The organism is Qipengyuania aquimaris, from assembly GCF_020171965.1.
Lineage (GTDB): Bacteria > Pseudomonadota > Alphaproteobacteria > Sphingomonadales > Sphingomonadaceae > Qipengyuania > Qipengyuania aquimaris_A.
This window is the reverse complement of record NZ_JAIUZK010000002.1, coordinates 14,230-37,176: the sequence shown is the minus strand read 5'-3', so window position 1 is coordinate 37,176 and position 22,947 is coordinate 14,230. Positions and strand designations below refer to the sequence as shown.

General features: G+C 63.2%; 17 protein-coding genes. 6 read left to right on the top strand and 11 right to left on the bottom strand.

Annotated features, from left to right (window positions below; genetic code table 11):
- Positions 1-82: 82 nt before the first annotated feature.
- Positions 83-697: a Pr6Pr family membrane protein gene (locus LCM24_RS07735; protein ID WP_224803510.1), complete on the top strand. Its 615-nt coding sequence runs from the start codon at positions 83-85 to the stop codon at positions 695-697.
- Here LCM24_RS07735 and LCM24_RS07730 read toward each other — a convergent pair.
- The 3 genes from LCM24_RS07730 to LCM24_RS07720 are packed head-to-tail and all read right to left on the bottom strand — an operon-like array spanning position 681 to position 3,108.
- The gene (locus LCM24_RS07730) at positions 681-1,229 is read right to left on the bottom strand and encodes a Smr/MutS family protein (RefSeq protein ID WP_224803509.1); all 549 of its coding nucleotides are present in this window, start codon (positions 1,227-1,229) and stop codon (positions 681-683) included. The two genes, LCM24_RS07735 and LCM24_RS07730, sit on opposite strands and share 17 nt — an antisense overlap.
- The gene (locus tag LCM24_RS07725; protein WP_224803508.1) at positions 1,226-2,410 is read right to left on the bottom strand and encodes a murein transglycosylase A; all 1,185 of its coding nucleotides are present in this window, start codon (positions 2,408-2,410) and stop codon (positions 1,226-1,228) included. Before LCM24_RS07725 ends, LCM24_RS07730 begins: the two co-directional genes overlap by 4 nt.
- A gap of 26 nt (positions 2,411-2,436) precedes the next feature.
- Positions 2,437-3,108: a Tim44/TimA family putative adaptor protein gene (locus LCM24_RS07720; RefSeq protein WP_224803507.1), complete on the bottom strand. Its 672-nt coding sequence runs from the start codon at positions 3,106-3,108 to the stop codon at positions 2,437-2,439.
- A gap of 270 nt (positions 3,109-3,378) precedes the next feature.
- Here LCM24_RS07720 and secB point away from each other — a divergent pair, with 270 nt between their 5' ends.
- The 4 genes from secB (at position 3,379) to LCM24_RS07700 (ending at position 7,293) form a co-directional block, all read left to right on the top strand.
- Positions 3,379-3,909 (top strand): protein-export chaperone SecB, encoded by a 531-nt coding sequence (gene secB, locus LCM24_RS07715; protein WP_090477509.1) that lies wholly within the window; start codon positions 3,379-3,381, stop codon positions 3,907-3,909.
- Between the two features lie 29 nt (positions 3,910-3,938).
- The gene (murJ, locus tag LCM24_RS07710) at positions 3,939-5,510 is read left to right on the top strand and encodes a murein biosynthesis integral membrane protein MurJ (protein WP_224803506.1); all 1,572 of its coding nucleotides are present in this window, start codon (positions 3,939-3,941) and stop codon (positions 5,508-5,510) included.
- A gap of 6 nt (positions 5,511-5,516) precedes the next feature.
- Entirely contained in the window at positions 5,517-6,569 is a 1,053-nt protein-coding gene (gene trpS, locus LCM24_RS07705) for a tryptophan--tRNA ligase (RefSeq protein ID WP_224803505.1), read from the top strand.
- A 154-nt stretch (positions 6,570-6,723) separates the two neighbouring features.
- Entirely contained in the window at positions 6,724-7,293 is a 570-nt protein-coding gene (locus LCM24_RS07700) for a type II CAAX prenyl endopeptidase Rce1 family protein (RefSeq protein WP_224803504.1), read from the top strand.
- A 1-nt stretch (position 7,294) separates the two neighbouring features.
- On the opposite strand, the gene LCM24_RS07695 is transcribed toward LCM24_RS07700, so the two are convergent.
- From LCM24_RS07695 to LCM24_RS07685, 3 genes are all read right to left on the bottom strand, one after another.
- On the bottom strand, positions 7,295-7,642 hold the full coding sequence (locus LCM24_RS07695; protein WP_160596155.1) for a heavy metal-binding domain-containing protein: 348 nt from the start codon (positions 7,640-7,642) through the stop codon (positions 7,295-7,297).
- Positions 7,643-7,700: 58 nt separating this feature from the next.
- On the bottom strand, positions 7,701-7,937 hold the full coding sequence (locus tag LCM24_RS07690; protein WP_090477501.1) for a DUF2312 domain-containing protein: 237 nt from the start codon (positions 7,935-7,937) through the stop codon (positions 7,701-7,703).
- A gap of 83 nt (positions 7,938-8,020) precedes the next feature.
- Positions 8,021-8,335, bottom strand: a complete 315-nt coding sequence (locus LCM24_RS07685) for a DUF1244 domain-containing protein (RefSeq protein WP_224804922.1) — start codon at positions 8,333-8,335, stop codon at positions 8,021-8,023.
- 46 nt (positions 8,336-8,381) lie between these two features.
- On the opposite strand from LCM24_RS07685, the gene pyk reads away from it, so the two are divergent.
- Positions 8,382-9,866 (top strand): pyruvate kinase, encoded by a 1,485-nt coding sequence (pyk, locus tag LCM24_RS07680; protein WP_090477499.1) that lies wholly within the window; start codon positions 8,382-8,384, stop codon positions 9,864-9,866.
- Here pyk and LCM24_RS07675 read toward each other — a convergent pair.
- From LCM24_RS07675 to rpoB, 5 genes are all read right to left on the bottom strand, one after another.
- A complete protein-coding gene (locus LCM24_RS07675) occupies positions 9,863-10,303 on the bottom strand; it encodes a hypothetical protein (protein ID WP_224803503.1) in 441 nt (146 codons plus the stop codon). The genes pyk and LCM24_RS07675 overlap by 4 nt on opposite strands.
- A 20-nt stretch (positions 10,304-10,323) precedes the next feature.
- Positions 10,324-11,670 carry a glutamate--tRNA ligase gene (gene gltX, locus LCM24_RS07670; protein ID WP_224803502.1) on the bottom strand — a complete coding sequence of 449 codons (1,347 nt, stop codon included), beginning with the start codon at positions 11,668-11,670 and terminating at the stop codon, positions 10,324-10,326.
- Between the two features lie 79 nt (positions 11,671-11,749).
- Complete coding sequence (locus LCM24_RS07665; RefSeq protein WP_224803501.1) at positions 11,750-14,137, bottom strand: putative bifunctional diguanylate cyclase/phosphodiesterase; 2,388 nt, start codon at positions 14,135-14,137, stop codon at positions 11,750-11,752.
- Positions 14,138-14,256: 119 nt separating this feature from the next.
- The gene (rpoC, locus tag LCM24_RS07660) at positions 14,257-18,585 is read right to left on the bottom strand and encodes a DNA-directed RNA polymerase subunit beta' (protein ID WP_224803500.1); all 4,329 of its coding nucleotides are present in this window, start codon (positions 18,583-18,585) and stop codon (positions 14,257-14,259) included.
- Between the two features lie 58 nt (positions 18,586-18,643).
- Complete coding sequence (rpoB, locus tag LCM24_RS07655) at positions 18,644-22,825, bottom strand: DNA-directed RNA polymerase subunit beta (RefSeq protein ID WP_224803499.1); 4,182 nt, start codon at positions 22,823-22,825, stop codon at positions 18,644-18,646.
- Positions 22,826-22,947 lie beyond the last annotated feature (122 nt).

Genomic DNA, 22,947 nt, shown 5'->3' with positions numbered 1-22,947 from the left:
GGCCGCAGAAGGAGCCCCCGGCAGGATTGTCGGGGGCTTTTTCTTGCCTTTACTGAAGCGTCGGGGGCGCTACGCCAGCGTCATGACCACGCAATTCACGCAGCGTGCCCGCCTGACCGCAGGGCTCATTTCCGCCGCAGCTTTCGCGGCACTCGTCGCGCAGGCTTTCATCGGAGCAGGCCCGGACACCGGCCCGCTTGTCGCTTTCGCGCAGCTGATGCGCTTCTTCACGATCTGGAGCAATTTGGCCGCTGCCATGCTCATGGGCTGGATCGCGCTCAGGGGATCGGCGCACTCCTCGCTGCCATTCGCGCTGGCGACTGCGCTCGCCATCGTGGCGATCGTCTATCATGCTCTGCTGGCGCAGGATCACCATCCGGTCGGTCTCGACTGGTACACGAACCAGATGCATCACATGCTCGTGCCCTTGGCGGTGATCGGATGGTGGATCGCGTTCACGGAGCCTTCCGACAACACTTGGAAGAACGTTCCAGCGGTGATGATAGCGCCGGTGATCTATACCGTTTTCGCACTGGTTTACGGAGAGGCGAGTGGGTTCTACGCCTACTTCTTCCTCGACGTTGCGCAATTCGGATACGGACCGGTCCTCGCCAATATTCTCGGCCTTGCCGTGATCTTCATGATCTTCGGCCTGATCCTGCTCGGCCTGCGCCGCTTGCTCAGCGCTCGCGCCTGAGGACGATATAGAGCGCGCCGTCGCCGCCATGGCGCTGATGCGCACGGCGTACCGCCGCGATGGCCGAATGGTGGCTGGAGGCTGCCAGCCAGTCCAGCACCTTAGCCCGGATGGCCCCGCGCCTGTGCCCGCGATCCGCCGGATCGACCGGGCGCGGCTTGCCGGTGATCAGCAGGATCGTGCGCGCGCCCATCGAGCGTGCCTGCGCCACGCCGCTGATCAGGCGGTTGTAGGCCGCGTCGAGGCCATGGTCGTGCAGGTCGAGCGTGAAGTCCGGCTGGATCGCTCCCGATTTGAGCCTGCGGTCCCAATGGGAATCGAGGGAACTGGCTGATTTGGTGGGAGCGGCAACGGGCCGGGGTGCTGGCGGGGGCGCTAGCTTTCTTGGCGTTGGTTTGGGGACTGCCACCTTCGGTGCGGTCGGGGCATCAACCTTGCGCACAGGCGCGCGGGGGTGAAGCGGTTCGACCGTCGCGGCGACCTTTTCCCAGGCTTCCGCTTCTTGCGCGCTGAGGCCGCGCGGCGCGCTCATCGCTTCAGGCGGGCGAGCGTGCCCTTGGGCAGGAAGATGTAGGCCGTGCCGCCGCTGCTCATGCCACCGGCGATTTCGCGGGCTTGCGCGCCATTGCCCCAGAAGGTGTCGAAGCGGTTGGCGCCCTTGATGGCCCCGCCCGTGTCCTGCGCGACCCAGAGGCCGTCCGCCACATCGCTTTCCATGTCGAGCCAGACCGGTGCGCCATAAGGCACGAACTTGGGATCGACCGCGATGCTGTCGCGCCCGTAGACCGGGACTTCCAGCGAGCCGAGCGGACCGTCGGTGTCCAGTTCGCGGAAGAAGATCCAGCTCTTGTTGAGGTTCATGATCTCGTCCGCGCGCTCCGGATTGTCGCGCAGCCAGCCCATCAAGCCCTGCATCGAGGTCGGGTACTGCGTCCCGTCGCCGATCAACCCCTGCTCGCGCATGGGCCGGCCGATGGCGACATATTCGCGCCCGTTCTGCCCGGCATAGCCGATGCGCATCACGCTGCCGTCGGGCTGGCGCAGCAGGCCGCTTCCCTGGATCTGGAGGAAGAAGAACTCGACCGGGTCGGCAGCCCAGGCGATGGTCGGGACCTTGCCGTCCAGCGCGCCCGCCACGATCTCCGACCGCTCGTAATAGCGCACGAACTCGCCGTCTTCGTTGTAGCGGCCAAGCGGCGGGCGACCGGTACGCTCGCTCTCGGCTATTTCCGCAGGCCAGCCGCGTTCCAGGTCGGACGGGAGGGCGTAGACCGGCACTTCGTAGCCGGGCGCCTTTGTTCGGCTGCCGAGGATTTCGGGTTCGAAATAGCCCGTCGCAAAGGCATCGCCCTCGCCCACGATCGCGGTTTCGAACTGGCTGGTGAAAAACAGCGCAGGATCGCTCGACCAGTTACTCGCAGCGAGGCATGGGCCCTGCCAGTCGAGCCGGGTCGTGAGGCCGCTCGTATCGTCGCGGTACAGGATTTTGTCGCAGGAGCGCCGGAATGCCGCCAGCGCACCTTCCGCATCCGCCTGCAGGAACGGGAAGCTCTCGATAGGTGGGCCGGGACGGACACCTGCCGATGCGGCATTGTCTGCAATTTCGGCGGGCGGCTGTTCGACAGCGCCCGTGTCCATCGGCGGACGCGCTTCGGGCACGACGGCGCAGGCCGAAAGCAGCGAAGCCGCCGCGAGTGTGAGCGCGCTTCGCATGGAGCCTACTCCTGTAAGGATGAAGATTAGTCCTGGTCGGTTTCGTCGAGGACCCAGTTCGGATCCATCGAGTCGACCGAACGGCTGAACGTCCAGATGTCGCGGCTTTCGACGGCATCGTCTAGCGAGCCTGCCACCACGGTGCCGTCCTTGTCGCGGGTTACCGCGGCGATATCGGCGACGAAGCGCACTGCGATACGCGCCGTGCGACCATCCATTTCGGCGGAATGCACGGTTGCGTCCTCAATCCGGATCAGGCGGTTGTCGAGCGTTTCGCCCGAAGCGTCGCGCGCGTCGATGGCGCCTGCGAAGCTGGCGTAGACATCATCGTCCGTCAGGTCGCGCAGCGTTTCCTTGTCCCCTGCCCAGAAAGCTTCGAGGATCATGGCATAAGCTGCTTTGGCACCTTCGAGGAAGGAGAGGAGGTCGAACCGCGAATCGGCATTGGCAATCGAGCGGATGGCGCTTTCGTTCGCATTCGTCGCGTTATCGACGCTGCGCAGGGTCACCGCAGGCCGTGCAGGAGCGGCCGCATCGGGCGTCGTGCCGGTCACCGCAGGCGGCGATTTCTGTTCGCGCGGTCCATAGCTGCGACGGATCGGATCCTCTTCATGCTCGGACCGCTGGCCCAGCACCGAGTAAAGGCGCAGGCCGAGAAAAGCGGCGATGGCTGCAAGGATGACGATCTCGGTGATCACTGGCGGAATTCCGTTCGTTTCAATTCTGGCACTTAGCGGAGGAACCATGCCTTCCGGTACGGTTCCCTTAGTGCCCTAGATAGGGATCAATTACAAACGCACAATGGGCGCTTGAGGGTCCTTTCAGCCTGCTTTTCCTTCGACCAGCCCGCTCCACTCGCACATTGCCCCGCGCCTTGGGGGGTGCTAGGCGCGCGCCCTGACCGGTGGGACGCATGATCGCGACCTTCCCCGCCTATTCAAACGGAAATACGAAAGAAAGCTTGCCCGATGGCCGATGAAAACGACGTTCTGACCGATCTCAATGCCGATCCGGCGGCTGGCGCCAACGGTGCCGACAACCGCCCGACGGTCGGCATCCTGAACCAGTATGTGAAGGATCTTTCGGTCGAAAACCCGAACGCGCCGGCGGCATACCAGTGGCAGGAACAGCCGCGCGTCGATGTGCAGCTCAACATCGCATCGAACAAGGTGACGGACGAAATTTCCGAAGTGGAGCTCAAGATCACGGTGCGCGCCGATACCGAACAGGGTGCACAGTATATCGTCGAGCTCGCCTATTGCGGCCTCGTCGGCATTCGCAACGTTCCCGAAGAACACGCGCACGCATTCATGTTCGCAGAAGCGCCTCGCCTGCTCTTCCCCTTCGCGCGCGCCATCATCTCCGATGCCGTCCGTGACCTCGGCTATGCGCCGATGATGCTCGAGCCGATGGATTTCGCCGGTCTCTACCAGCAGCAGCTCCAGGCCCGCGCAGCCCAGCAGGGCGAAGGCGCCCCGGCTCCGACCGGGAACGCCTGAGGCACCGGGACCGGGACGGAGGCTCCGCGATGAGCCTGCTCAAGAACGTCGGCACGATCGGCTCGCTCACCATGGTGAGCCGCATCGCCGGCATGGCACGCGAAATGATCTTCAGCCGCGTGCTGGGCGCCAATGCGGTGACCGACGCCTGGTTTCAGGCCTTCATCATACCCAACGTCTTCCGCCGCCTGTTCGCGGAAGGCGCGTTTTCCGCCGCCTTCGTGCCGATGTTCTCCAAGCGGTTGAACGGCGAAGGCGGGATCGAAGATGCCCGCAGTTTCTCCGCCGACGTGCTGAGCGTGTTCCTGCCGGTGCTGATCGCCCTGTGCATCGTCTTCGAGCTCGCCATGCCGGGGGTGATCTGGATCCTGGCGGAAAAGCCGGTCGAACCCGGCCAGTTCGACCTCGCGGTCGACTTCGCCCGGATCATGTTCCCCTACATCCTGCTGGTCAGCCTAGTGACCTTGTTCACCGGCATGCTGAATTCGGTCTCGCGCTTTGCGCCGGGGGCCAGCTTCCCGATCATCCTCAACCTCGTGCTCATCGCCGCGCTGCTGGCGGGCGAATACTTCATGAATGCCACCGGAGCGAGCATCGAGCAGGTCGCTTATGGCGTCGCATGGGCGGTAACTGCGGGCGGCGTCATGCAGCTGGGATGGCTGTATTACTGGACAAGGGTCGAGGGATTCCGGCCCAAGCTGCTCTGGCCCCGCATCACGCCGGAGGTGAAACGCCTGTCGATCATCGCGCTGCCCGCGGCGATCGGTGGCGGCGCTTACCAGATCAACACGCTGGTCCAGCTCTACTTCCTCAACCAGCTCGAAAGCGGTTCGGTCAGCTACATGAACTACGCCGACCGGCTCAACCAGTTGCCGCTCGGCATTATCGGCATTGCTCTGTCGACCGCGATCCTGCCGACCCTGTCGAAATTCGTCGGCAGCGAGAACAAGGAAGGCGCGGATCGCATCCAGTCCGATGCCATCGAACTGTCGATGCTGCTGACCATCCCCGCCGCCGTTGCGCTGGCTATCTGTGCCACGCCCTTCATCACGATGATTTTCCAGGGCGGACGCTTCAGTGTCGAGGATGCCGCCATCGCGGGCGGTGTCCTGGCGATCCTGGTGCTCGGCCTGCCCGCCTACGTCATGGTGAAGGTGCTGGTGCCCAATTTCTACGCCCGGTCGGATACGAAGACCCCGGTCTATGCAGCCTTCATTTCCCTCGGCGTTTTCGTGGCTTTCAACATCGCCTTCCTCCAGCGGTTCGGCGTGGAGGGGGTAGCGCTCGCCAGCGTCATCGGGGCGTGGATCAACGTAGCGTTCCTCTACGTCGTCCTCCTCAAGCGAGGGTATTATTCGGTGCCCCTGGCGCTGGTCGGACGCATCGCACGCCAACTCGTCGCAGCGGCCGCCATGGGTGCCGCCTTGTGGTTCGCCCGTGATTTGCTAACCGGTTGGTATTCCGCTGGCCTGCTTGCCCGGCTGGCCGCGCTTCTCGGGCTCGTCCTGTGCTCGGGCATCGTCTATTTCGGCGTCGCTTTCGCAGTCGGCGCCATCGACCGGCAGCGCATCGCTGCCCTGACCAAGAAGAAAGCTCCGTAAATCATCATGCGTGTTGTTTCCGGCATCCAGCCTACCGGCAATCTCCATCTCGGCAATTACCTGGGTGCGATCCGCAATTGGGTGCGGATGCAGGATGACATGGTGGAACGCGCTCAAGCAGCCGAAGACGGTAGCGCAGAAAAGAACGCGCAGTGCCTGTTCTTCCTTGCGGACCTCCACGCGATTTCGATGCCGCATGAGCCGACGGAACTGCGTCGCGCCACGCTCGAAATGGCGGCGGCGCTGGTGGCCTGCGGCATCGATCCTTCGCGTTCGGTGCTGTTCAACCAGGCGCAGGTGCACGCGCACGCCGAATTGCAGTGGCTGCTCAACGGCACCGCACGCATGGGCTGGCTGAACCGCATGACGCAGTTCAAGGACAAGAGCGGCAAGAACCGCGAAGGTGCCAGCGTTGCGCTCTTCACCTATCCCGTTCTGCAGGCCGCCGACGTGCTGCTCTACCAGGCGACCCACGTGCCCGTGGGCGAGGACCAGAAGCAGCACCTCGAACTGGCGCGCGACATTGCGCAGAAGTTCAATAACGACTTCGCCTCCGAAGAGGCGCCGGTCTTCACCCTGCCCGAACCGATCAGCCCGCCCCAGGCGGCGCGCATCATGAGCCTGCGCGACGGATCGAAGAAGATGAGCAAGTCCGACCCGTCGGAGATGAGCCGCATCGAACTGGCCGACGATCCCGACACGGTGATGAAGAAGATCAAGAAGGCCAAGACCGACCCCGAACCTCTGCCGAGCGAGGAGAAGGGCTTGGAAGACCGGCCCGAAGCGCTCAACCTCGTGACGATCTACGCCGCACTCACCGACAAGAGTGTCGTCGACGTGCTGGCCGATTTCGGGGGCGAAGGGTTCGGCAAGTTCAAGCCTGCCCTGGGCGAAGTGCTGGTCGAGACCCTGCGCCCGATCTCGGAACGCTTCACCGGCCTTCTCGAAGACCGCGAAGCGCTGGACGCGATCCTCGCGCGCGGTGCCGCCCAGGCGCGCCAGATCGCAGTCCCGACGCTGGATGCGACTTACAAGGCGCTGGGCCTTGTCAGGGGCTGACGCCCACCCCGCTACACCATCAGGCAGCAGTCCCGCCGACACACTGCGGCAACTGCTGGCCTTCGCAAAGGCACCGACCCCGCCCGGGGGACCGATGCTGCGAGGCAGAGAGCGACGCCGCGTATTTTCGGTTGTGCTGGCCGTAGACATTGCCGTGGCCGCGCTCATGGTTGCGGTTGTGGCAATCGCCGAAGGGTTCGGAGCCACCTTTCCGCAAGTCGAGGATTTCGATCTCGATCCGGTGACCTTGGCCATTTTCGCGATCGCCGTGGCGCCGGTCATGGAAGAGGTCATATTCCGGGGATGGCTGCGCGGAAGGCGCGCCGATCTCCAATTCGCGGCAACCTTCGTCGCATTGATCCTGGCTACAACCGGGCTCTCCTACCTCGATGCGGTCGGAGAAGTCGCCATCGGCGGCGTGTTCGTCTTGGGGGTGATTGTCGCCTGGCTAAGATGGCTCGCCACGCGCAAGGCGAACAGTGCGGTTCCCGCGTGGTTCTCCCGCCACTACGGCAAGATCATCTACGCAAGCTCACTCCTGTTCGGGATGATCCACCTGACGAATTACGCGGAACTGCAGTTCATCACGGTGTTCCTGGTGCTGCCGCAGACGATCGGCGGCCTCATCCTCGCCTTCACACGCACGCGCCTGGGCCTGGGCGCGGCGATCTTGCAGCACGCGCTGTTCAACGCGCTGTTCACGTCGCTCGACCCTTGGCTTTGACCTAGATCTTCACGGCAGTGCCGCTGGCGGACACCATCAGCATCGAGCCCGTATCGCCGATCACCTCGTAGTCGAGATCGACCCCCACAACCGCATTGCCGCCGCGCGTGGCGCATTCGGCCTGCAATTCCTCGATCGCCTGGTTGCGCGCGTCCGCGAGGATGCGCTCGTAGCTGCCGGAGCGGCCGCCGACGATGTCGCGGATATTGGCAAACAGATCGCGGAACAGGTTCGCGCCGACGATCACCTCGCCGGTCACGATTCCGAGGTAATCCTGGATCGGCTTGCCTTCGATCGTCGGCGTGGTCGTTACGGTAACACCGCGCGCGTCTTTCCAGGGTCCGGGCATTGCAAAATCCTCCTATCTCGATAAGTGTGTTACCAAGATAGGACGCTTTCGCGCGCGATCAACCCATGCCGAGCGCGGCCTTGTAGGTATCGAGGATGGTTTCCTGTTCGCTGCGCTCGTCGGGCTTCATCTTACGCAGGCGGATGACCTGGCGCATGATCTTGGTGTCGTAACCCACGGCCTTGGCTTCTGCGTAAACGTCGCGAATGTCGTCGGCGATGCCCTTCTTCTCTTCTTCAAGGCGCTCGATGCGCTCGATGAGAAGGCGCAGGCGGTCGTCGGTGGCTTCGGCCATTGGGTATCAGCTCCAGTGTCTTTGAGAATCGGTTGGCTGCTGCGGATAGCCACCTCCCGCGCCGGGGTGAAGGTGCCGACTCGCTACTCCACGCGATTTTTCGCAATGCTCGCCTCCATGCGCGCCAGCTGCTCCTCGGTGGCGGGCGTCTGGTGTGCGGCTTTCCATTGGTCCATCGGCATGCCGTGGATCAGCTCGCGCGCGGCTGCCTTGTCGCCTTCGAAGCCAGCATCGCGGATCCAGTCGGCCAGGCAATTGCGACAGAAGCCGGACAGGCCCATCAGGTCGATATTCTGCGCATCGTGGCGATGGCGCAGGTGCCGGACCAGTCGCCGGAAAGCGGCTGCCGCTACGTCATCGGCAAGTGTGTCGAGCGCGTCGGGTGCATTCGTAACCATGTCATCGTCCTTGAATTGTCGCACCGCCGTGCCATAGCGATGCCTCATGGCAAAGCCCCTCAAAGAGCGCGACGGCGCGCCCAAGCTCGATCCGCGTGGCCGCAAGGTCAAGATTCTTGCGACCGTAGGCCCGGCGAGCCGGTCTCCGGAAATGCTGGCCCGCCTGTTCCGCGCCGGGGTCGACGCCTTCCGCGTCAACATGAGCCATGGTGAACACGAGACCCACGCCGAAACGATCAAGGCGATCCGCGCGATGGAGAAGGAGTTCCATCGCCCCATCGCCATCCTTGCCGACTTGCAAGGTCCAAAGCTGCGCGTCGGCAAGTTCAAGAACGGCGAGGCGGTCATTCGCCACTCGGGCCATTTCACGCTCGACCGTAATCCCGAGCCGGGCGATCACACCCGCGTCGAATTGCCGCATCCCGAACTCTTCGGCCTGCTGGAAAAAGGCCAGCGCCTGCTGATCAACGACGGCAAGATACGCCTGAAAGTGATCCGCGCGGACGAAAACGAGATCCTGTGTTCGGCCGAAGTCGGCGGCGTGATCTCGGATCGCAAGGGCGTCAATGTGCCCGATGCCGAAGTGCCCATTCCGGCGCTTACCGAGAAGGACCGTCGCGACCTTGCCTTCGCTGTCCAGCAGGGCGTCGACTGGATCGGCCTCTCCTTCGTCCAGCGCCCCGAAGACCTTGCCGAAGCGCGCAAGCTGATGGGCGGATATGGCGCGCTGTGCGCCAAGATCGAAAAGCCGATGGCCGTGCGGCGCCTCGACGAGATTATCGAACTGTCCGATGGCATCATGGTCGCGCGCGGCGATCTTGGCGTGGAGCTCGAACCGCAGGAAGTCCCGCCGCTCCAGAAGCAGATCGTCAACAAGACGCGCACAGCCGGCAAGCCGGTCATCGTTGCAACGCAGATGCTGGAAAGCATGATCGAAAGCCCCGCCCCGACCCGCGCGGAAGTCTCCGATGTCGCAAACGCCGTCTACGACGGCGCGGACGCGGTCATGCTGTCGGCGGAAACGGCAGCGGGCGAATGGCCCGAAGAAGCCGTCACCATCATGCACCGCATTGCCCGGCAGGTCGAAAGCGATGAAGCGTACCTGCCGCGCGTGCGCTTTCTCGACACGCCGCCCGATCGCACCACTGCCGATGCGCTGGCGCATGCCTGCATGACCGTGGCCGACACAGTCGCCATTTCCGCGATCACGGTCTTCACCGGCTCCGGCAGCACGGCCCGGCGCGTCGCGCGCGAGCGGCCGAGCGTGCCGATGATGGTGCTGACGCCGAGCATGAAGACGGCGCGCCGCCTCGCCTTGCTATGGGGCGCGCATGCCGTTGCGACCAAGGATATCGGCAGCTTCGAAGAGATGATCGCCAAGGGCAAGCGCATGGCGCTGCGCCACCGCTTCGCAGCTGCGGGCAGCAAGCTGATCGCCCTCGCCGGCGTGCCCTTCGGCACACCCGGATCGACCAACCTCATGCACGTGGTGTCGATTGCGGGTGACGAACTGGAAAAGCACGAGGGCTAATCCAGCAATCCTTCCGGATCGTAAGGACCCCAGCCCTTGCTGAGGCCAACGACGTGGTAGGGATCGCCCGGGCAGCGCGACAGATCGGGCGGATCGCTGACAGGTGCGGAACGCGGATCGCTCTTGGGCCAAGGTCCGCCCTCGCCCAGCACCAGATCGCCGTCGGTCAGGATTTCGCCATCGGGCGTGGTTATCTTGAGCTGGCCGCCGGAGGCTTCGACTTCGAATGTGTCGATGAACAGCGGTATGGCTGCGTCCCCGATCTCCACGTCCGCCTCGCGGTCGAGCGCATCGGGTCCGGTAACAAGCGCTACACATCCCTCGATCACACGCAGCCGTGCGCCGAATGTCGATGCATAGCGCAGTTCCGGTTCGGGTGAGCGATACCATGCCGGATCGCCCTGCGGCCCGCCGCAAGCGACAAGGCCCGCACACATCGCACAGGCAAGAAGGCCTTTCAGACTGCGGCCCGGCACAGCCGCGCCCTCGCCTCTTCTTCACCGATCAGCGGGAGCAGTTCTCCCATGTCCGGCCCGTGGTCCATTCCGGTGAGAGCCTGGCGCAGCGGCAGGAACAGCGGCTTGCCCTTGCGACCACTCGCTTCCTTCAGCGCAGCGGTTAGCGAGCGCCAGGGATCATCGCCCCACTCCAGCACGTCGGCGGCCTGCGACAGGAAAGCGCGATCTTCGCTGGAGAATTCCGGTTGCTCGATCGGCCCGGTCACCAGCTTCCACCAGTTTCCTGCCTCGCCGACATGCGAAAGGTTCGGGCGGACGGCATGCCAGCCGGCCTCGTCCATGCCTTCGGGAAGGCGGTGCCGGACCGCCTCATAATCCATCTGGTGCACGATCGCCGCATTGAGACGGTCGAGTTCGGTATCGTCGAACTTCGCGGGCGCACGGCCGAATGTCGACAGGTCGAACGTGTCGACGAGGACCTTCCGATCGACGATCGGCTCAACGGGTTGCGAGGTGCCGAGCCGCGCCAGCAGGGCGACGATCGCTTCGGGTTCGATATCGCGCTCGCGGAAGCTGTCGCAGCCGAGCGAGCCAAGGCGTTTGGACAGCTTGCCTTCCTTGCCGACGAGCAAGGCCTCATGTGCAAAGGCGGGAATTTTTGCTGCAGGATATTGTGCAGCAATAAGTGCGGTAAACATCTGAATTTGAACGGCCGTATTGCTCACATGGTCCTCGCCGCGCAACACCTGTGTTACCCCCATATCGAGATCGTCGACCGCGCTGGGAAGCATGTAGAGCCAGCTTCCGTCCGCCCTGCGGATGACCGGGTCCGATAGCTGTGCAGGATCGAATTTCTGCTTGCCGCGCACTCCATCGTCCCACTCGATCGGCTCGCCATGATCGAGCTTGAATCGCCAGTGCGGCGCAACGCCTTCGGCTTCCTTTGCGGCACGATCGGCATCGCTCAGCTGCAGCGCGGCGCGATCATAGATCGGCGGCAAGCCCCGGCCCAACTGGATCTTGCGCTTGAGCTCGAGCTCCTGGGCGGTTTCGTACGCGGGATAGATACGTCCGGCGTCGAGAAGCGCGTCGAATGCCGACTGGTAGAGCGCGAGCCGCTCGGACTGCCGCTCCTCACCGTCCGCCGCAAGCCCGAGCCATGCGAGGTCGGCACGGATCGCTTCGACATATTCCTCGCGACTGCGCGCCGCATCGGTATCATCGATGCGCAGGATGAAGCGCCCGCCCGATTTCCTCGCCAGCATCCAGTTGTGCAAGGCGGTGCGGATATTGCCGACATGGAGGTTCCCCGTCGGTGACGGGGCGAAACGCGTGATAGTGGTCATGACAGGCGCCGATAGCGCAGCCGGTCGCCTATGGCGAGTAGAGTAGTGCCTGCCCCTGCGTTAGCGTGTGGCGTCCGGCTCAGGCTGCCTGGCCGCCGCGACGCTTCAGCGCCGCCTTGCGCGCCTGCCGGTAATCGATCACCGCCTTCTCCACCGGCGCCTCGGCCACTTCTTCGGCCTGAATGGTCGTCGCGGAAATCTTTTCGGCCAGCAGGGGCTTGCTGATTAGGAAGCCCTGCGCCTCCTTGACGCCGAGCTTGCGCAAGAGGTCGAGCTGGCGTCGGTCCTCGACGCCTTCTGCGGTCGTTTCCATATCCATCGCTTCGGCGAGCCTCGTGATCGTGGAAACGATCGCCTGGCTGCCGATATCGGAAGTCAGGTCGCGGACGAAAGTGCGGTCGATCTTGATGCGATCGAACGGGAAACGCCGCAGGTAGGCGAGCGAAGAAAAGCCCGTCCCGAAATCATCGAGGGCGATCCTGAGACCCATTTCGCGCATTTTCAGGAGCGTGTCGCGATTGGCATCGCTTTGATCCATCAGCACGTGCTCTGTGATTTCGAGTTCGACCCGGTGTGCCGGAAAATCGGTTTCGCGCAGCGCCTGCGACAAGGTCGCCACGATCCTGGGATCGGCGACCTGCGTAGTCGACAGGTTGATGGCGACGCGGAAATCACCCGCCCAATCGACGGTTTCGGCCAAGGCGGTGCGGATAACCCAATCGCCGATGGGCATGATAAGCCCGGTCTCTTCGGCGATGGAAAGGAACTCGCTCGGCCCCAGGACGCCGCGTTCCGGATGATACCACCTGAGCAGGGCCTCATACCCCGTCGCCTGCCCGGTCTCCAATTCGATGATCGGCTGGAAATGCAGCCGGAGCTGGTCCCGCGCGAGCGCTTCGCCGAGGTCCGCTTCGAGCGAGCGGCGCTCGCGCGCCTGCTGATCGAGCGAGTGCTCGAAAATCGCGAGGTTGTCGCGCCCCTTGTTCTTGGCAGCGTAAAGCGCAAGGTCGGCGCGGCGCATCAGCTCTTCCGCATCGCAATCGCCGTCATGGCATCGCGCCACGCCCACGCTGGTGGACACCCTGTAGCTGTGACCGTCGATTTCATAGGGCGCCCTGACGGTCGAAAGGAAACGGTGGGCCCGTTCGATCAGCATGCCATCCCCGGCGCGCGTTTCGATAAGCACGGCAAACTCGTCGCCGCCAAGACGCGCGACCGTGTCTTCGTCCCGCACTTCGCAGGCCAGGCGTTCGGCGACCTCGCGCAGCAAGCGATCCCCGACGAGGTGTCCGCGCGTGTCGTTTATGGCCTTGAAGTCGTCGAGATCGAGATAGAACAGCGCCACGTTGGCGCCGCTCGACCTGCTATCGCCGAGCAATTCGCGCAGCCGCTCGTTGAAGAGGTAGCGGTTGGCCAGATTGGTCAGGCTGTCGTAATGCGCCATCTGGGTGACGCGTTCTTCGATCAGGCGATCTGCGGTCACATCGCGCGCGACGCCGCTCATGCTGCCATCACTGCGCGGGCGGGCCGAAAGTTGCCAGAAGCGGGGCGCCCCATCGATGGAAACGCGTACCGCGACATCGCGGAAGGCATGGGTGTTGAGGATATGCTGCGCCAGCTGATCGCGGCCTTCTCCAGGCTCCACCAGGTCGAGGATGGATGTTCCCTCGAGAGTTTCGGGATCGCGGGCGCAGGCCTTGGCAAACCGCTCGCTTACCTCGCGAAGATTGCCGTGCCGGTCGATGATCCACAGCCAGTCCGTCGACTGCTCTTCGTAGTCATTGAGCAGCATTGCGACGGTTGCGCGGGCCTCTTCGCGCTCGACATCGGCCGCGATGGCCGCCTGGAATGCGGCATCCATCCGGCCGACCGCGGTCCAGAGTGCCATGGCGTAAATCACGAGGACCAGGGCAATCGGCAGCGATTGGGCACCCACGCTCAACCACGCCGCCGCTATGAGCGCCGATAGGAGGAGCGCGATGTGGACATATCCCGCGAACGGCACGGCGCGATGGATGAGCAGGACGCCGACGAGCATCGCAGTGCCGACCACGCCGAGCAAGGCGATTTCGAGGCCTTGCGCGATGAGGGCGAAAAGGACGAAGCCGACCGCCCAGAGCGCGCTTGTCACGATCATCCAGCCAGTGACCCTGCGATAATCGCGGGTCAGCGCCTCGCCATCGTTTTCGTCGGGGTCGAGTGTCGCGAAGAAATAGGCCCGCAGCGCGAATGCAAGGGCGGCGATGATCGCCCAGGAAAGCAGCGGGGCGCGCCATTTCGCTTCATCGAACCCGACGATCAGGACTGCGGCAGATGCAAGGGCCGCGGCGGTCGCAAGCGTATTGCCGGCGATGACCGCACGCATCCTGCGCACCAGTAGCAGCCGGCGTACCTCGTCGCTGATCGCGGTCGGTTTTCCCAATTCGGCCCCCGGTTCTCGCGCCTCACCGCGCGTATCCCCCTGCATTGTAACCGAAACTGCCGGCCAATGTATAGCGGCAAGCGGTGCGGCTTGCCCCGACCCACGAAAAAGCCCCGCCGGATCGCTCCGGCGGGGCCAATTCGGGTCAGGTCCGAAAGACCGGCTTATTCGCCGTCCTTGGCCTCTTCATTGAGGTAATCGCCCGCATCGGCATCGGTGCCGTGGGTTTCACCTTCCATGCTCGCCAGCGGATCGTCGCCGATTGCAGCTTCGGGGCCCTGGGCGAGTTCCGCCTCGTGCTCTTCTTCTGCGGTGTTGGCAGCGATGATCGCTTCCTGGGCCTTTTTCCACTGGGCGCGCAGCGCAGCGTCGCGGCTGGAGGCGGTCACGCGCATCCGGTTCATGCCCGCACCGGTACCGGCGGGGATGAGACGGCCCACGATGACGTTTTCCTTGAGACCGACCAGCGTGTCCTTCTTGCCCTCGACCGAAGCCTGGGTGAGCACGCGAGTGGTTTCCTGGAACGACGCCGCCGAGATGAACGAACGCGTCTGGAGCGAGGCCTTGGTGATGCCGAGCAGGATCGGGGTGCCCTTGGCAGGCTCCTTGTTCCGGCCGAGCTTGGCATTGGTCTCGTTCAGCTCTTCCAGGTCGACCTGTTCGCCCGGCAGCAGCACGGTGTCGCCACCGTCGGTGATTTCAACCTTCTGCAGCATCTGGCGAACGATCACCTCGATGTGCTTGTCGTTGATCTTCACGCCCTGCAGTCGGTAGACTTCCTGGATTTCGTTCACGAGATACTCGGCCAGCGCTTCGATCCCGAGGACATCGAGGATGTCGTGCGGGTTCGGCGAGCCCGAGATCAGCGTATCGCCCTTCTTGACGAAGTCGCCTTCCTGGACGTCGATCACCTTGGTCTTGGGGATCAGGTACTCGACTGCATCACCCTCTTCCGGAACGATCGCAATCTTGCGCTTCGCCTTGTATTCGCGGACGAATTCGATCTTGCCCGAAATCTTGGCGATGATCGCATTGTCCTTCGGCACGCGGGCCTCGAACAGTTCGGCAACACGCGGCAGACCACCGGTGATGTCACGGGTCTTGGCGGCTTCACGCGAAGCACGGGCAAGGATGTCACCAGCTTCGACCTGCTGGCCGTCTTCGACCGACAGTGCGGTACCCGGTGCCAGCATGTAGCGTGCAGCTTCGTTCTCGTCGCCCGCATCGTTGAAGAGAGTCAGGCGCGGACGCAGGTCTTCCTTCTTCTTGCGGCCGCTGGTGCGGATCTCGGTGACGACGCGCTGGGCGATACCGGTGGCATCGTCGACGCGTTCTTCCATCGAAGTACCGTCGATGAGGTCCTGGAACTTCACCACGCCCGAGGTTTCGGTGATGATCGGCAGCGAGAACGGATCCCATTCCGCCAGGCGATCGCCTTCCTTCACCTTGCCGCCATCCTTGTGCATCAGCACGGTACCGTAAGGCACCTTGTGGATTTCGCGCTCACGGCCTTCGGCGTCGATGACTGCCAGTTCGCCATTGCGGGCGAGCGACAGGATACGACCCTTTTTGTCGACGATCGTCGGCATGTCGCGATAAACGACCTTACCGTCCGAGATCGATTCAAGGTGGCTCGTTTCGTTGAGCTGTGCGGCACCGCCGATGTGGAAGGTACGCATGGTCAGCTGCGTGCCCGGCTCACCGATCGACTGTGCAGCGATGACGCCGACAGCTTCACCGATGTTGACCGGAGTACCGCGTGCAAGGTCACGGCCGTAGCAGGTCGCGCAAACGCCCTGCTTGGCTTCGCAGACCAGCGGGCTGCGGATCTTGGCGACCTGGACTTCGGCATCCTCGATGACCTTGACCATCGGCTCGTCGACCAGCGTTCCGGCCTTGACGATCACTTCGTCGGTCGAGGCGTTGACGATGTCTTCGGCAACCGTACGGCCCAGGATACGCTCACCGATCGAGGCGATAACGCTACCGCCCTGGACGATGGCGCGCATTTCGAGCGCGTTGTCGGTCTTGCAGTCTTCCTCGACGATGACGCAGTCCTGCGACACGTCGACCAGACGGCGGGTCAGGTAACCCGAGTTCGCCGTCTTGAGCGCCGTATCCGCCAGACCCTTACGGGCACCGTGGGTCGAGTTGAAGTACTCGAGGACGTTCAGGCCTTCCTTGAAGTTCGAGATAATCGGGTTCTCGATGATCTCGCCCGAAGGTTTCGCCATCAGGCCGCGCATACCGGCGAGCTGCTTCATCTGCGCGGGGCTACCACGCGCACCGGAGTGGCTCATCATGTAGATCGAGTTGATCTGCGCTTCCTTGCCATCCTTGTCGATCGGCTGCGACTTGATCTCTTCCATCATGGCGTCGGCCACGCGGTCGCCGCACTGGCTCCACGCGTCGATGACCTTGTTGTACTTTTCCTGCTGGGTGATCAGGCCGTCCTGGTACTGCTGCTCGTAGTCGGCAACCAGCGCCTTGGTCTCTTCGACCATGCCCACCTTGCTTTCCGGAATGATCATGTCGTCCTTGCCGAACGAGATGCCGGCCTTGAACGCGTGGCGGAAGCCGAGCGACATGATCGCATCGGCGAACAGCACCGTGTCCTTCTGGCCGGTGTGACGATAGACCTCGTCGATCACGTCGGCGATGTCCTTCTTCGTCAGCAGGCGGTTGACGATGTCGAAGGGAACCTTGTGGTTCTTCGGCAGGCATTCGCCGATCAGCATGCGGCCCGGGGTCGTGACGAAACGCTTCATCTCGACCTTGCCCTTCTCATCGGCCTGCGGGACGCGAGCCATGATCTTGGAGTGCAGGGTCACGTCCTTGTTTTCCAGGGCGTGGTGCACTTCGGCCATGTCGCTGAACATCGGCAGCTGCTCGTGCTTCTCGCCGTCGTCGCCCTCGATAAATTCGGGCGTCTTTTCCTGGCGTTCCATCGACAGGTAATAGAGGCCCAGGACCATATCCTGCGAAGGCACGATGATCGGCTTGCCGTTGGCGGGCGAAAGGATGTTGTTGGTCGACATCATCAGGACGCGCGCTTCCAGCTGCGCCTCGAGGCTCAGCGGGACGTGGACGGCCATCTGGTCGCCGTCGAAGTCGGCGTTGAAGGCAGCGCAGACCAGCGGGTGAAGCTGGATCGCCTTACCTTCGATCAGGACCGGTTCGAAAGCCTGGATGCCGAGACGGTGAAGCGTAGGCGCGCGGTTCAGCAGAACCGGGTGCTCGCGGATCACTTCGTCGAGGATGTCCCAGACTTCCTTGCGTTCCTTCTCGACCCACTTCTTCGCCTGCTTGAGGGTCATCGAAAGACCCTTGGCATCGAGGCGGGCGTAGATGAACGGCTTGAACAGTTCGAGCGCCATCTTCTTGGGCAGGCCGCACTGGTGAAGCTTGAGTTCCGGACCGGTCACGATGACCGAACGGCCCGAATAGTCGACGCGCTTACCCAGAAGGTTCTGGCGGAAGCGGCCCTGCTTACCCTTGAGCATGTCGGACAGCGACTTCAGCGGACGCTTGTTGGCACCCGTGATGACGCGGCCGCGGCGACCGTTGTCGAACAACGCGTCGACCGATTCCTGCAGCATGCGCTTTTCGTTACGCACGATGATGTCGGGCGCACGCAGCTCCATGAGGCGCTTCAGGCGGTTGTTGCGGTTGATGACGCGGCGATAGAGGTCGTTGAGGTCGGACGTTGCGAAACGGCCACCGTCCAGCGGGACGAGCGGGCGCAGTTCCGGCGGAATGACCGGCACGACTTCCAGGATCATCCATTCCGGACGGTTGCCGGATTCGATGAAGCTTTCGACGACCTTGAGCCGCTTGATTATCTTGGCGGGCTTGAGCTTGGACTTGGTGGTCGCGAGCTCTTCCAGCAGGTCTTCCTTTTCCTGCTCCAGATCGAGATCCATGAGCATCATCTTCACGGCTTCGGCGCCGATCGATGCGGAGAAGGCGTCTTCGCCGTATTCGTCCTGCGCTTCGAGCATTTCGTCTTCGGTCAGCAGCTGGAACTTCTCCAGCGGCGTGAGGCCGGGTTCGACGACGATGTAGCTTTCGAAATAGAGGACGCGCTCAAGCTGCTTGAGCTGCATGTCGAGCAGCAGGCCGATGCGCGACGGCAGCGACTTGAGGAACCAGATGTGCGCGACCGGAGCGGCGAGCTCGATGTGGCCCATGCGCTCGCGGCGGACCTTGGTCACGGTGACTTCGACGCCGCACTTTTCGCAGACGACGCCCTTGTACTTCATGCGCTTGTACTTGCCGCACAGGCATTCGTAGTCCTTCACCGGACCGAAGATGCGCGCACAGAACAGGCCGTCACGCTCGGGCTTGAACGTACGGTAGTTGATCGTTTCCGGCTTCTTGATTTCGCCGAAGGACCACGAGCGAATGCGCTCGGGCGAGGCGATGCCGATCTGGATCTCGTCGAAGGTTTCGGGCTTCGCGAGCTGGTTGGTGAATTTGGTCAGTTCGTTCATGACTTAATTTCCCAAGGGGTATTTCTAATGGGCGGAAAGCGGAGGGGGCGTTGGCCCCCTATTCCGCCGCGATCGCGAGGCCGTCGTCGTCTTCGTCGTCGCTGAGCGACTTCAATTCGACGTTGAGACCCAGGCTGCGCATTTCCTTGACGAGCACGTTGAAGCTCTCCGGAATGCCGGCCTCGAAGGTATCGTCGCCCTTGACGATGGCTTCGTAGACCTTGGTACGGCCGATCACGTCGTCCGACTTCACGGTGAGGATTTCCTGCAGCGTGTAGGCTGCACCGTAGGCCTGGAGTGCCCAGACCTCCATCTCACCGAAGCGCTGGCCGCCGAACTGCGCCTTACCGCCCAGCGGCTGCTGGGTGACGAGGCTGTAGGGGCCGATCGAACGGGCGTGGATCTTGTCGTCGACCAGGTGGTGCAGCTTGAGCATGTAGATGATGCCCACGGTGACCTTGCGGTCGAATGCTTCACCGGTGCGGCCGTCATAGAGGACCGACTGGCCGTCTGCGTCGAGGCCGGCCTTTTCCAGTTCCACGGTCACATCGCCTTCGCGCGCACCGTCGAAGACCGGCGTACCCATCGGCACACCCGTACGCAGGTTGCTCGCGAGTTCGACGATTTCCTCGGTCGAACGGCTGTCGATCGCATCGTGGTAACGCTCGCCGTAGGTGTCCTTCAGGCGCTCGATCACGGCTTCCGGCGGCTTGACCTTGGAATAGTCTTCGGCGGCGTTCGGGTTGGCAGCCTTCCACTCTTCGAGCTGACGGCCGATTTCCATGCCCAGGTTGCGGGCAGCCATGCCGAGGTGCGTTTCGAAGATCTGTCCCACGTTCATGCGCGAAGGCACGCCCAGCGGGTTCAGCACGATGTCGACCGGCGTACCGTCTTCGAGGAACGGCATGTCCTCGACCGGCAGGATGCGCGAGATGACACCCTTGTTACCGTGACGGCCGGCCATCTTGTCGCCCGGCTGAAGCTTGCGCTTCACGGCAACGAAGACCTTGACCATCTTGAGCACGCCCGGAGCGAGTTCGTCACCGCGCTCGAGCTTTTCCTTACGGTCTTCGAACTTTTCGTCGATGACCTTCACGCTCTCGTCGTACTGGGTCTTCACCGCTTCGAGCTGCTGCTGCCGGTTGTCGTCCGCAACGGCGAACTTGAACCACTCGTGCTTGTCGATGCCTTCGAGGACGTCGAGAGTGATCTCGCTGCCCTTCTTGACGCCCTTCGGCGCTGCCGAAGCGGTCTGGCCTTCGAGCATGTCGCGCAGGCGGTTGTAGGTCGCACGATTGAGGATCGCGCGTTCGTCGGCGGCGTCCTTGCGGAGGCGTTCGATTTCCTCGTTCTGGATCGCACGCGTACGGTCGTCGATCTCGATACCGTGGCGGTTGAAGACGCGGACTTCCACGACGGTGCCGGCAACGCCCGGCGGCAGGCGGAGCGAGGTGTCGCGCACGTCGCTGGCCTTTTCACCGAAGATGGCGCGCAGGAGCTTTTCTTCCGGCGTCATCGGGCTTTCGCCCTTCGGCGTGATCTTGCCGCACAGGATATCGCCCGGGTGCACTTCGGCGCCGATGTAGACGATGCCCGCCTCGTCGAGGTTGCGCAGGGCTTCCTCGCCGACGTTCGGGATGTCGCGGGTGATGTCTTCCGGCCCGAGCTTGGTGTCGCGCGCCATGACTTCGAATTCCTCGATGTGGATCGAGGTGAAGACGTCGTCTTTCACGATACGCTCGGAGATGAGGATACTATCCTCGTAGTTGTAGCCGTTCCAGGGCATGAAGGCGACGAGGCTGTTACGGCCCACCGCCAGTTCGCCGAGGTCGGTCGAGGGACCGTCGGCAATAACGTCGCCCGGTGCGACCGTCTCGCCCACCTTCACCAGCGGACGCTGGTTGATGCAGGTGTTCTGGTTCGAACGCTGGAACTTCTGGAGCGTGTAGATGTCGACGCCCGACTGGCCGGGTTCGACATCGCCGATGGCGCGGATCACAATACGCGTCGCGTCGACCTGGTCGACGATGCCGCCGCGCTTGGCGGTGATCGCCGCGCCGGAATCGCGCGCCACGGTTTCTTCCATGCCGGTGCCGACCCAGGGCGCTTCCGCCTTGACCAGCGGCACGGCCTGACGCTGCATGTTGGCGCCCATCAGTGCGCGGTTGGCGTCATCGTTCTCCAGGAACGGAATGAGCGATGCACCGACCGAGACGAGCTGCTTGGGGCTGACGTCCATCAGCGTGATCGTTTCACGCGGAGCCATCAGGTTGTCGCCGGCCTGGCGGGCCGAGACCAGCTCTTCCACGAAGCCGCCCTTGTCGTCGAGATCGGCCGAAGCCTGTGCGACGGTGTGCTTCTGCTCTTCCATCGCCGAAAGGTACACGACCTCGTCGGTGACCTTGTTGTCCTTCACCTTGCGATACGGCGTTTCGATAAAACCGTACTTGTTGACGCGGGCGAAGGTCGAGAGCGAGTTGATCAGACCGATGTTCGGGCCTTCCGGCGTTTCGATCGGGCAGATACGGCCATAGTGCGTCGGGTGAACGTCGCGGACTTCGAAGCCTGCGCGCTCACGCGTGAGACCGCCCGGGCCAAGCGCCGAAACGCGGCGCTTGTGGGTGACTTCCGACAGCGGGTTGGTCTGGTCCATGAACTGCGAGAGCTGGCTGGAGCCGAAGAACTCGCGCACGGCAGCCACGGCGGGCTTCGCGTTGATCAGGTCGTTCGGCATGACGGTCGACACGTCGACGCTGCTCATGCGCTCCTTGACCGCGCGTTCCATGCGCAGCAGGCCGACGCGGTACTGGTTTTCCAGCAGTTCGCCGACCGAGCGGACACGGCGGTTGCCGAGATTGTCGATGTCGTCGACTTCGCCCTTGCCGTCCTTCAGGTCGACCAGTTCCTTGACCACGGCGAGGATGTCTTCCTTGCGCAGCGTGGTCACGGTGTCTTCGGCGTCGAGGTCGAGACGCATGTTGAGCTTGACGCGGCCGACAGCCGACAGGTCGTAACGCTCGGCGTCGAAGAACAGGCCTTCGAACAGCGCTTCTGCGGTTTCCTTGGTCGGCGGTTCGCCGGGACGCATGACCTTGTAGATCGCTTCCAGGCCTTCATCACGGTTTTCGGCCTTGTCGACCTTCATCGTGTTGCGGATCCAGGGACCGGTGGTGATGTGGTCGATGTCGAGCAGGTCGAGGCTGTCGACGCCGGCAGCATCGAGCACTTCGAGGTTCTCTGCCGAGACCTCGTCGCCCGCTTCGATGTAGATGCGGCCGGTGCTTTCATCGATCAGGTCTTCGCTGGCGTAACGGCCGAAGACTTCTTCGGTCGGCAGCAGGAGGGTTTCCAGACCGTCCTTGGCAGCCTTGTTGGCGGCACGCGGGCTGATCTTCTGGCCTGCGGGGAAGACTTCTTCACCGGTCTTGGCATCGACCAGCGGGAAAGCCGGCTTCTGGCCGCGCCAGTTTTCCGCGACGAACGGCAGTTCCCAGCCGTCCTTGGCGCGCTTCCAGGTGACCTTGTCGTAGAAGTGGTCGAGGATGCCTTCGCTATCGAGGCCGAGGGCATAAAGCAGTGCGGTGACCGGCAGCTTGCGCTTGCGGTCGATACGCACGTTGACCACGTCCTTGGCGTCGAATTCGAAATCGAGCCACGAACCGCGGTACGGAATGATACGGGCGGCGAACAGCAGCTTGCCCGAGGAGTGGGTCTTGCCGCGGTCATGGTCGAACAGCACACCCGGCGAACGGTGCATCTGCGAGACGATAACGCGCTCGGTGCCGTTGATGATGAAGGTACCGTTGTCCGTCATCAGGGGCATGTCGCCCATGTAGACGTCCTGCTCCTTGATATCGAGGACGGAGCGGGTTTCGGTTTCCTGGTCGACTTCGAAGACGATCAGGCGCAGCGTGACCTTCATCGGCGCGGCGTAGGTGATGCCGCGCTGGCGGCATTCGACGATGTCGTATTTCGGCTGTTCGAGCTCGTAATGCACGAAGTCGAGTTCGGCAGTGCCGGCGAAGTCGCGGATCGGGAAGACCGAGCGCAGCGTCTTTTCGAGGCCGGAGACGTAATCGATCTCCTTGTTCGAACGCAGGAACTGTTCGTAGCTCTCGCGCTGAACCTCGATCAGGTTCGGCATGTCGACGACTTCGTGGATGTCGCCGAAAATCTTGCGGATACGCCGCTTCGCGGTGCCCGACGATGTGTTGCGGGGTGCCTTCGCCTTGGTAGCCATAAAGGAGCTCGTGCCTCTTTCAGTGTGCCTGCAACCCCGCGCGGACAGGGTCGCCAATAGATGTCTCATGCGCGTGAGAACCGTATCGCAAGACGCAAAAAGGCCGCAGGACAAGCACACCC

What these genes read in the sequence shown, in the direction of transcription:
- LCM24_RS07735 (WP_224803510.1), top strand. Translation starts at nt 83, where the DNA reads ATGACCACGCAATTCACGCAGCGTGCCCGCCTGACCGCAGGGCTCATT.
- LCM24_RS07730 (WP_224803509.1), bottom strand. Translation starts at nt 1,229, where the DNA reads ATGAGCGCGCCGCGCGGCCTCAGCGCGCAAGAAGCGGAAGCCTGGGAA.
- LCM24_RS07725 (WP_224803508.1), bottom strand. Translation starts at nt 2,410, where the DNA reads ATGCGAAGCGCGCTCACACTCGCGGCGGCTTCGCTGCTTTCGGCCTGC.
- secB (WP_090477509.1), top strand. Translation starts at nt 3,379, where the DNA reads ATGGCCGATGAAAACGACGTTCTGACCGATCTCAATGCCGATCCGGCG.
- murJ (WP_224803506.1), top strand. Translation starts at nt 3,939, where the DNA reads ATGAGCCTGCTCAAGAACGTCGGCACGATCGGCTCGCTCACCATGGTG.
- trpS (WP_224803505.1), top strand. Translation starts at nt 5,517, where the DNA reads ATGCGTGTTGTTTCCGGCATCCAGCCTACCGGCAATCTCCATCTCGGC.
- LCM24_RS07695 (WP_160596155.1), bottom strand. Translation starts at nt 7,642, where the DNA reads ATGCCCGGACCCTGGAAAGACGCGCGCGGTGTTACCGTAACGACCACG.
- LCM24_RS07690 (WP_090477501.1), bottom strand. Translation starts at nt 7,937, where the DNA reads ATGGCCGAAGCCACCGACGACCGCCTGCGCCTTCTCATCGAGCGCATC.
- LCM24_RS07685 (WP_224804922.1), bottom strand. Translation starts at nt 8,335, where the DNA reads ATGGTTACGAATGCACCCGACGCGCTCGACACACTTGCCGATGACGTA.
- pyk (WP_090477499.1), top strand. Translation starts at nt 8,382, where the DNA reads ATGGCAAAGCCCCTCAAAGAGCGCGACGGCGCGCCCAAGCTCGATCCG.
- LCM24_RS07675 (WP_224803503.1), bottom strand. Translation starts at nt 10,303, where the DNA reads ATGTGTGCGGGCCTTGTCGCTTGCGGCGGGCCGCAGGGCGATCCGGCA.
- gltX (WP_224803502.1), bottom strand. Translation starts at nt 11,670, where the DNA reads ATGACCACTATCACGCGTTTCGCCCCGTCACCGACGGGGAACCTCCAT.
- LCM24_RS07665 (WP_224803501.1), bottom strand. Translation starts at nt 14,137, where the DNA reads ATGCAGGGGGATACGCGCGGTGAGGCGCGAGAACCGGGGGCCGAATTG.
- rpoC (WP_224803500.1), bottom strand. Translation starts at nt 18,585, where the DNA reads ATGAACGAACTGACCAAATTCACCAACCAGCTCGCGAAGCCCGAAACC.
- rpoB (WP_224803499.1), bottom strand. Translation starts at nt 22,825, where the DNA reads ATGGCTACCAAGGCGAAGGCACCCCGCAACACATCGTCGGGCACCGCG.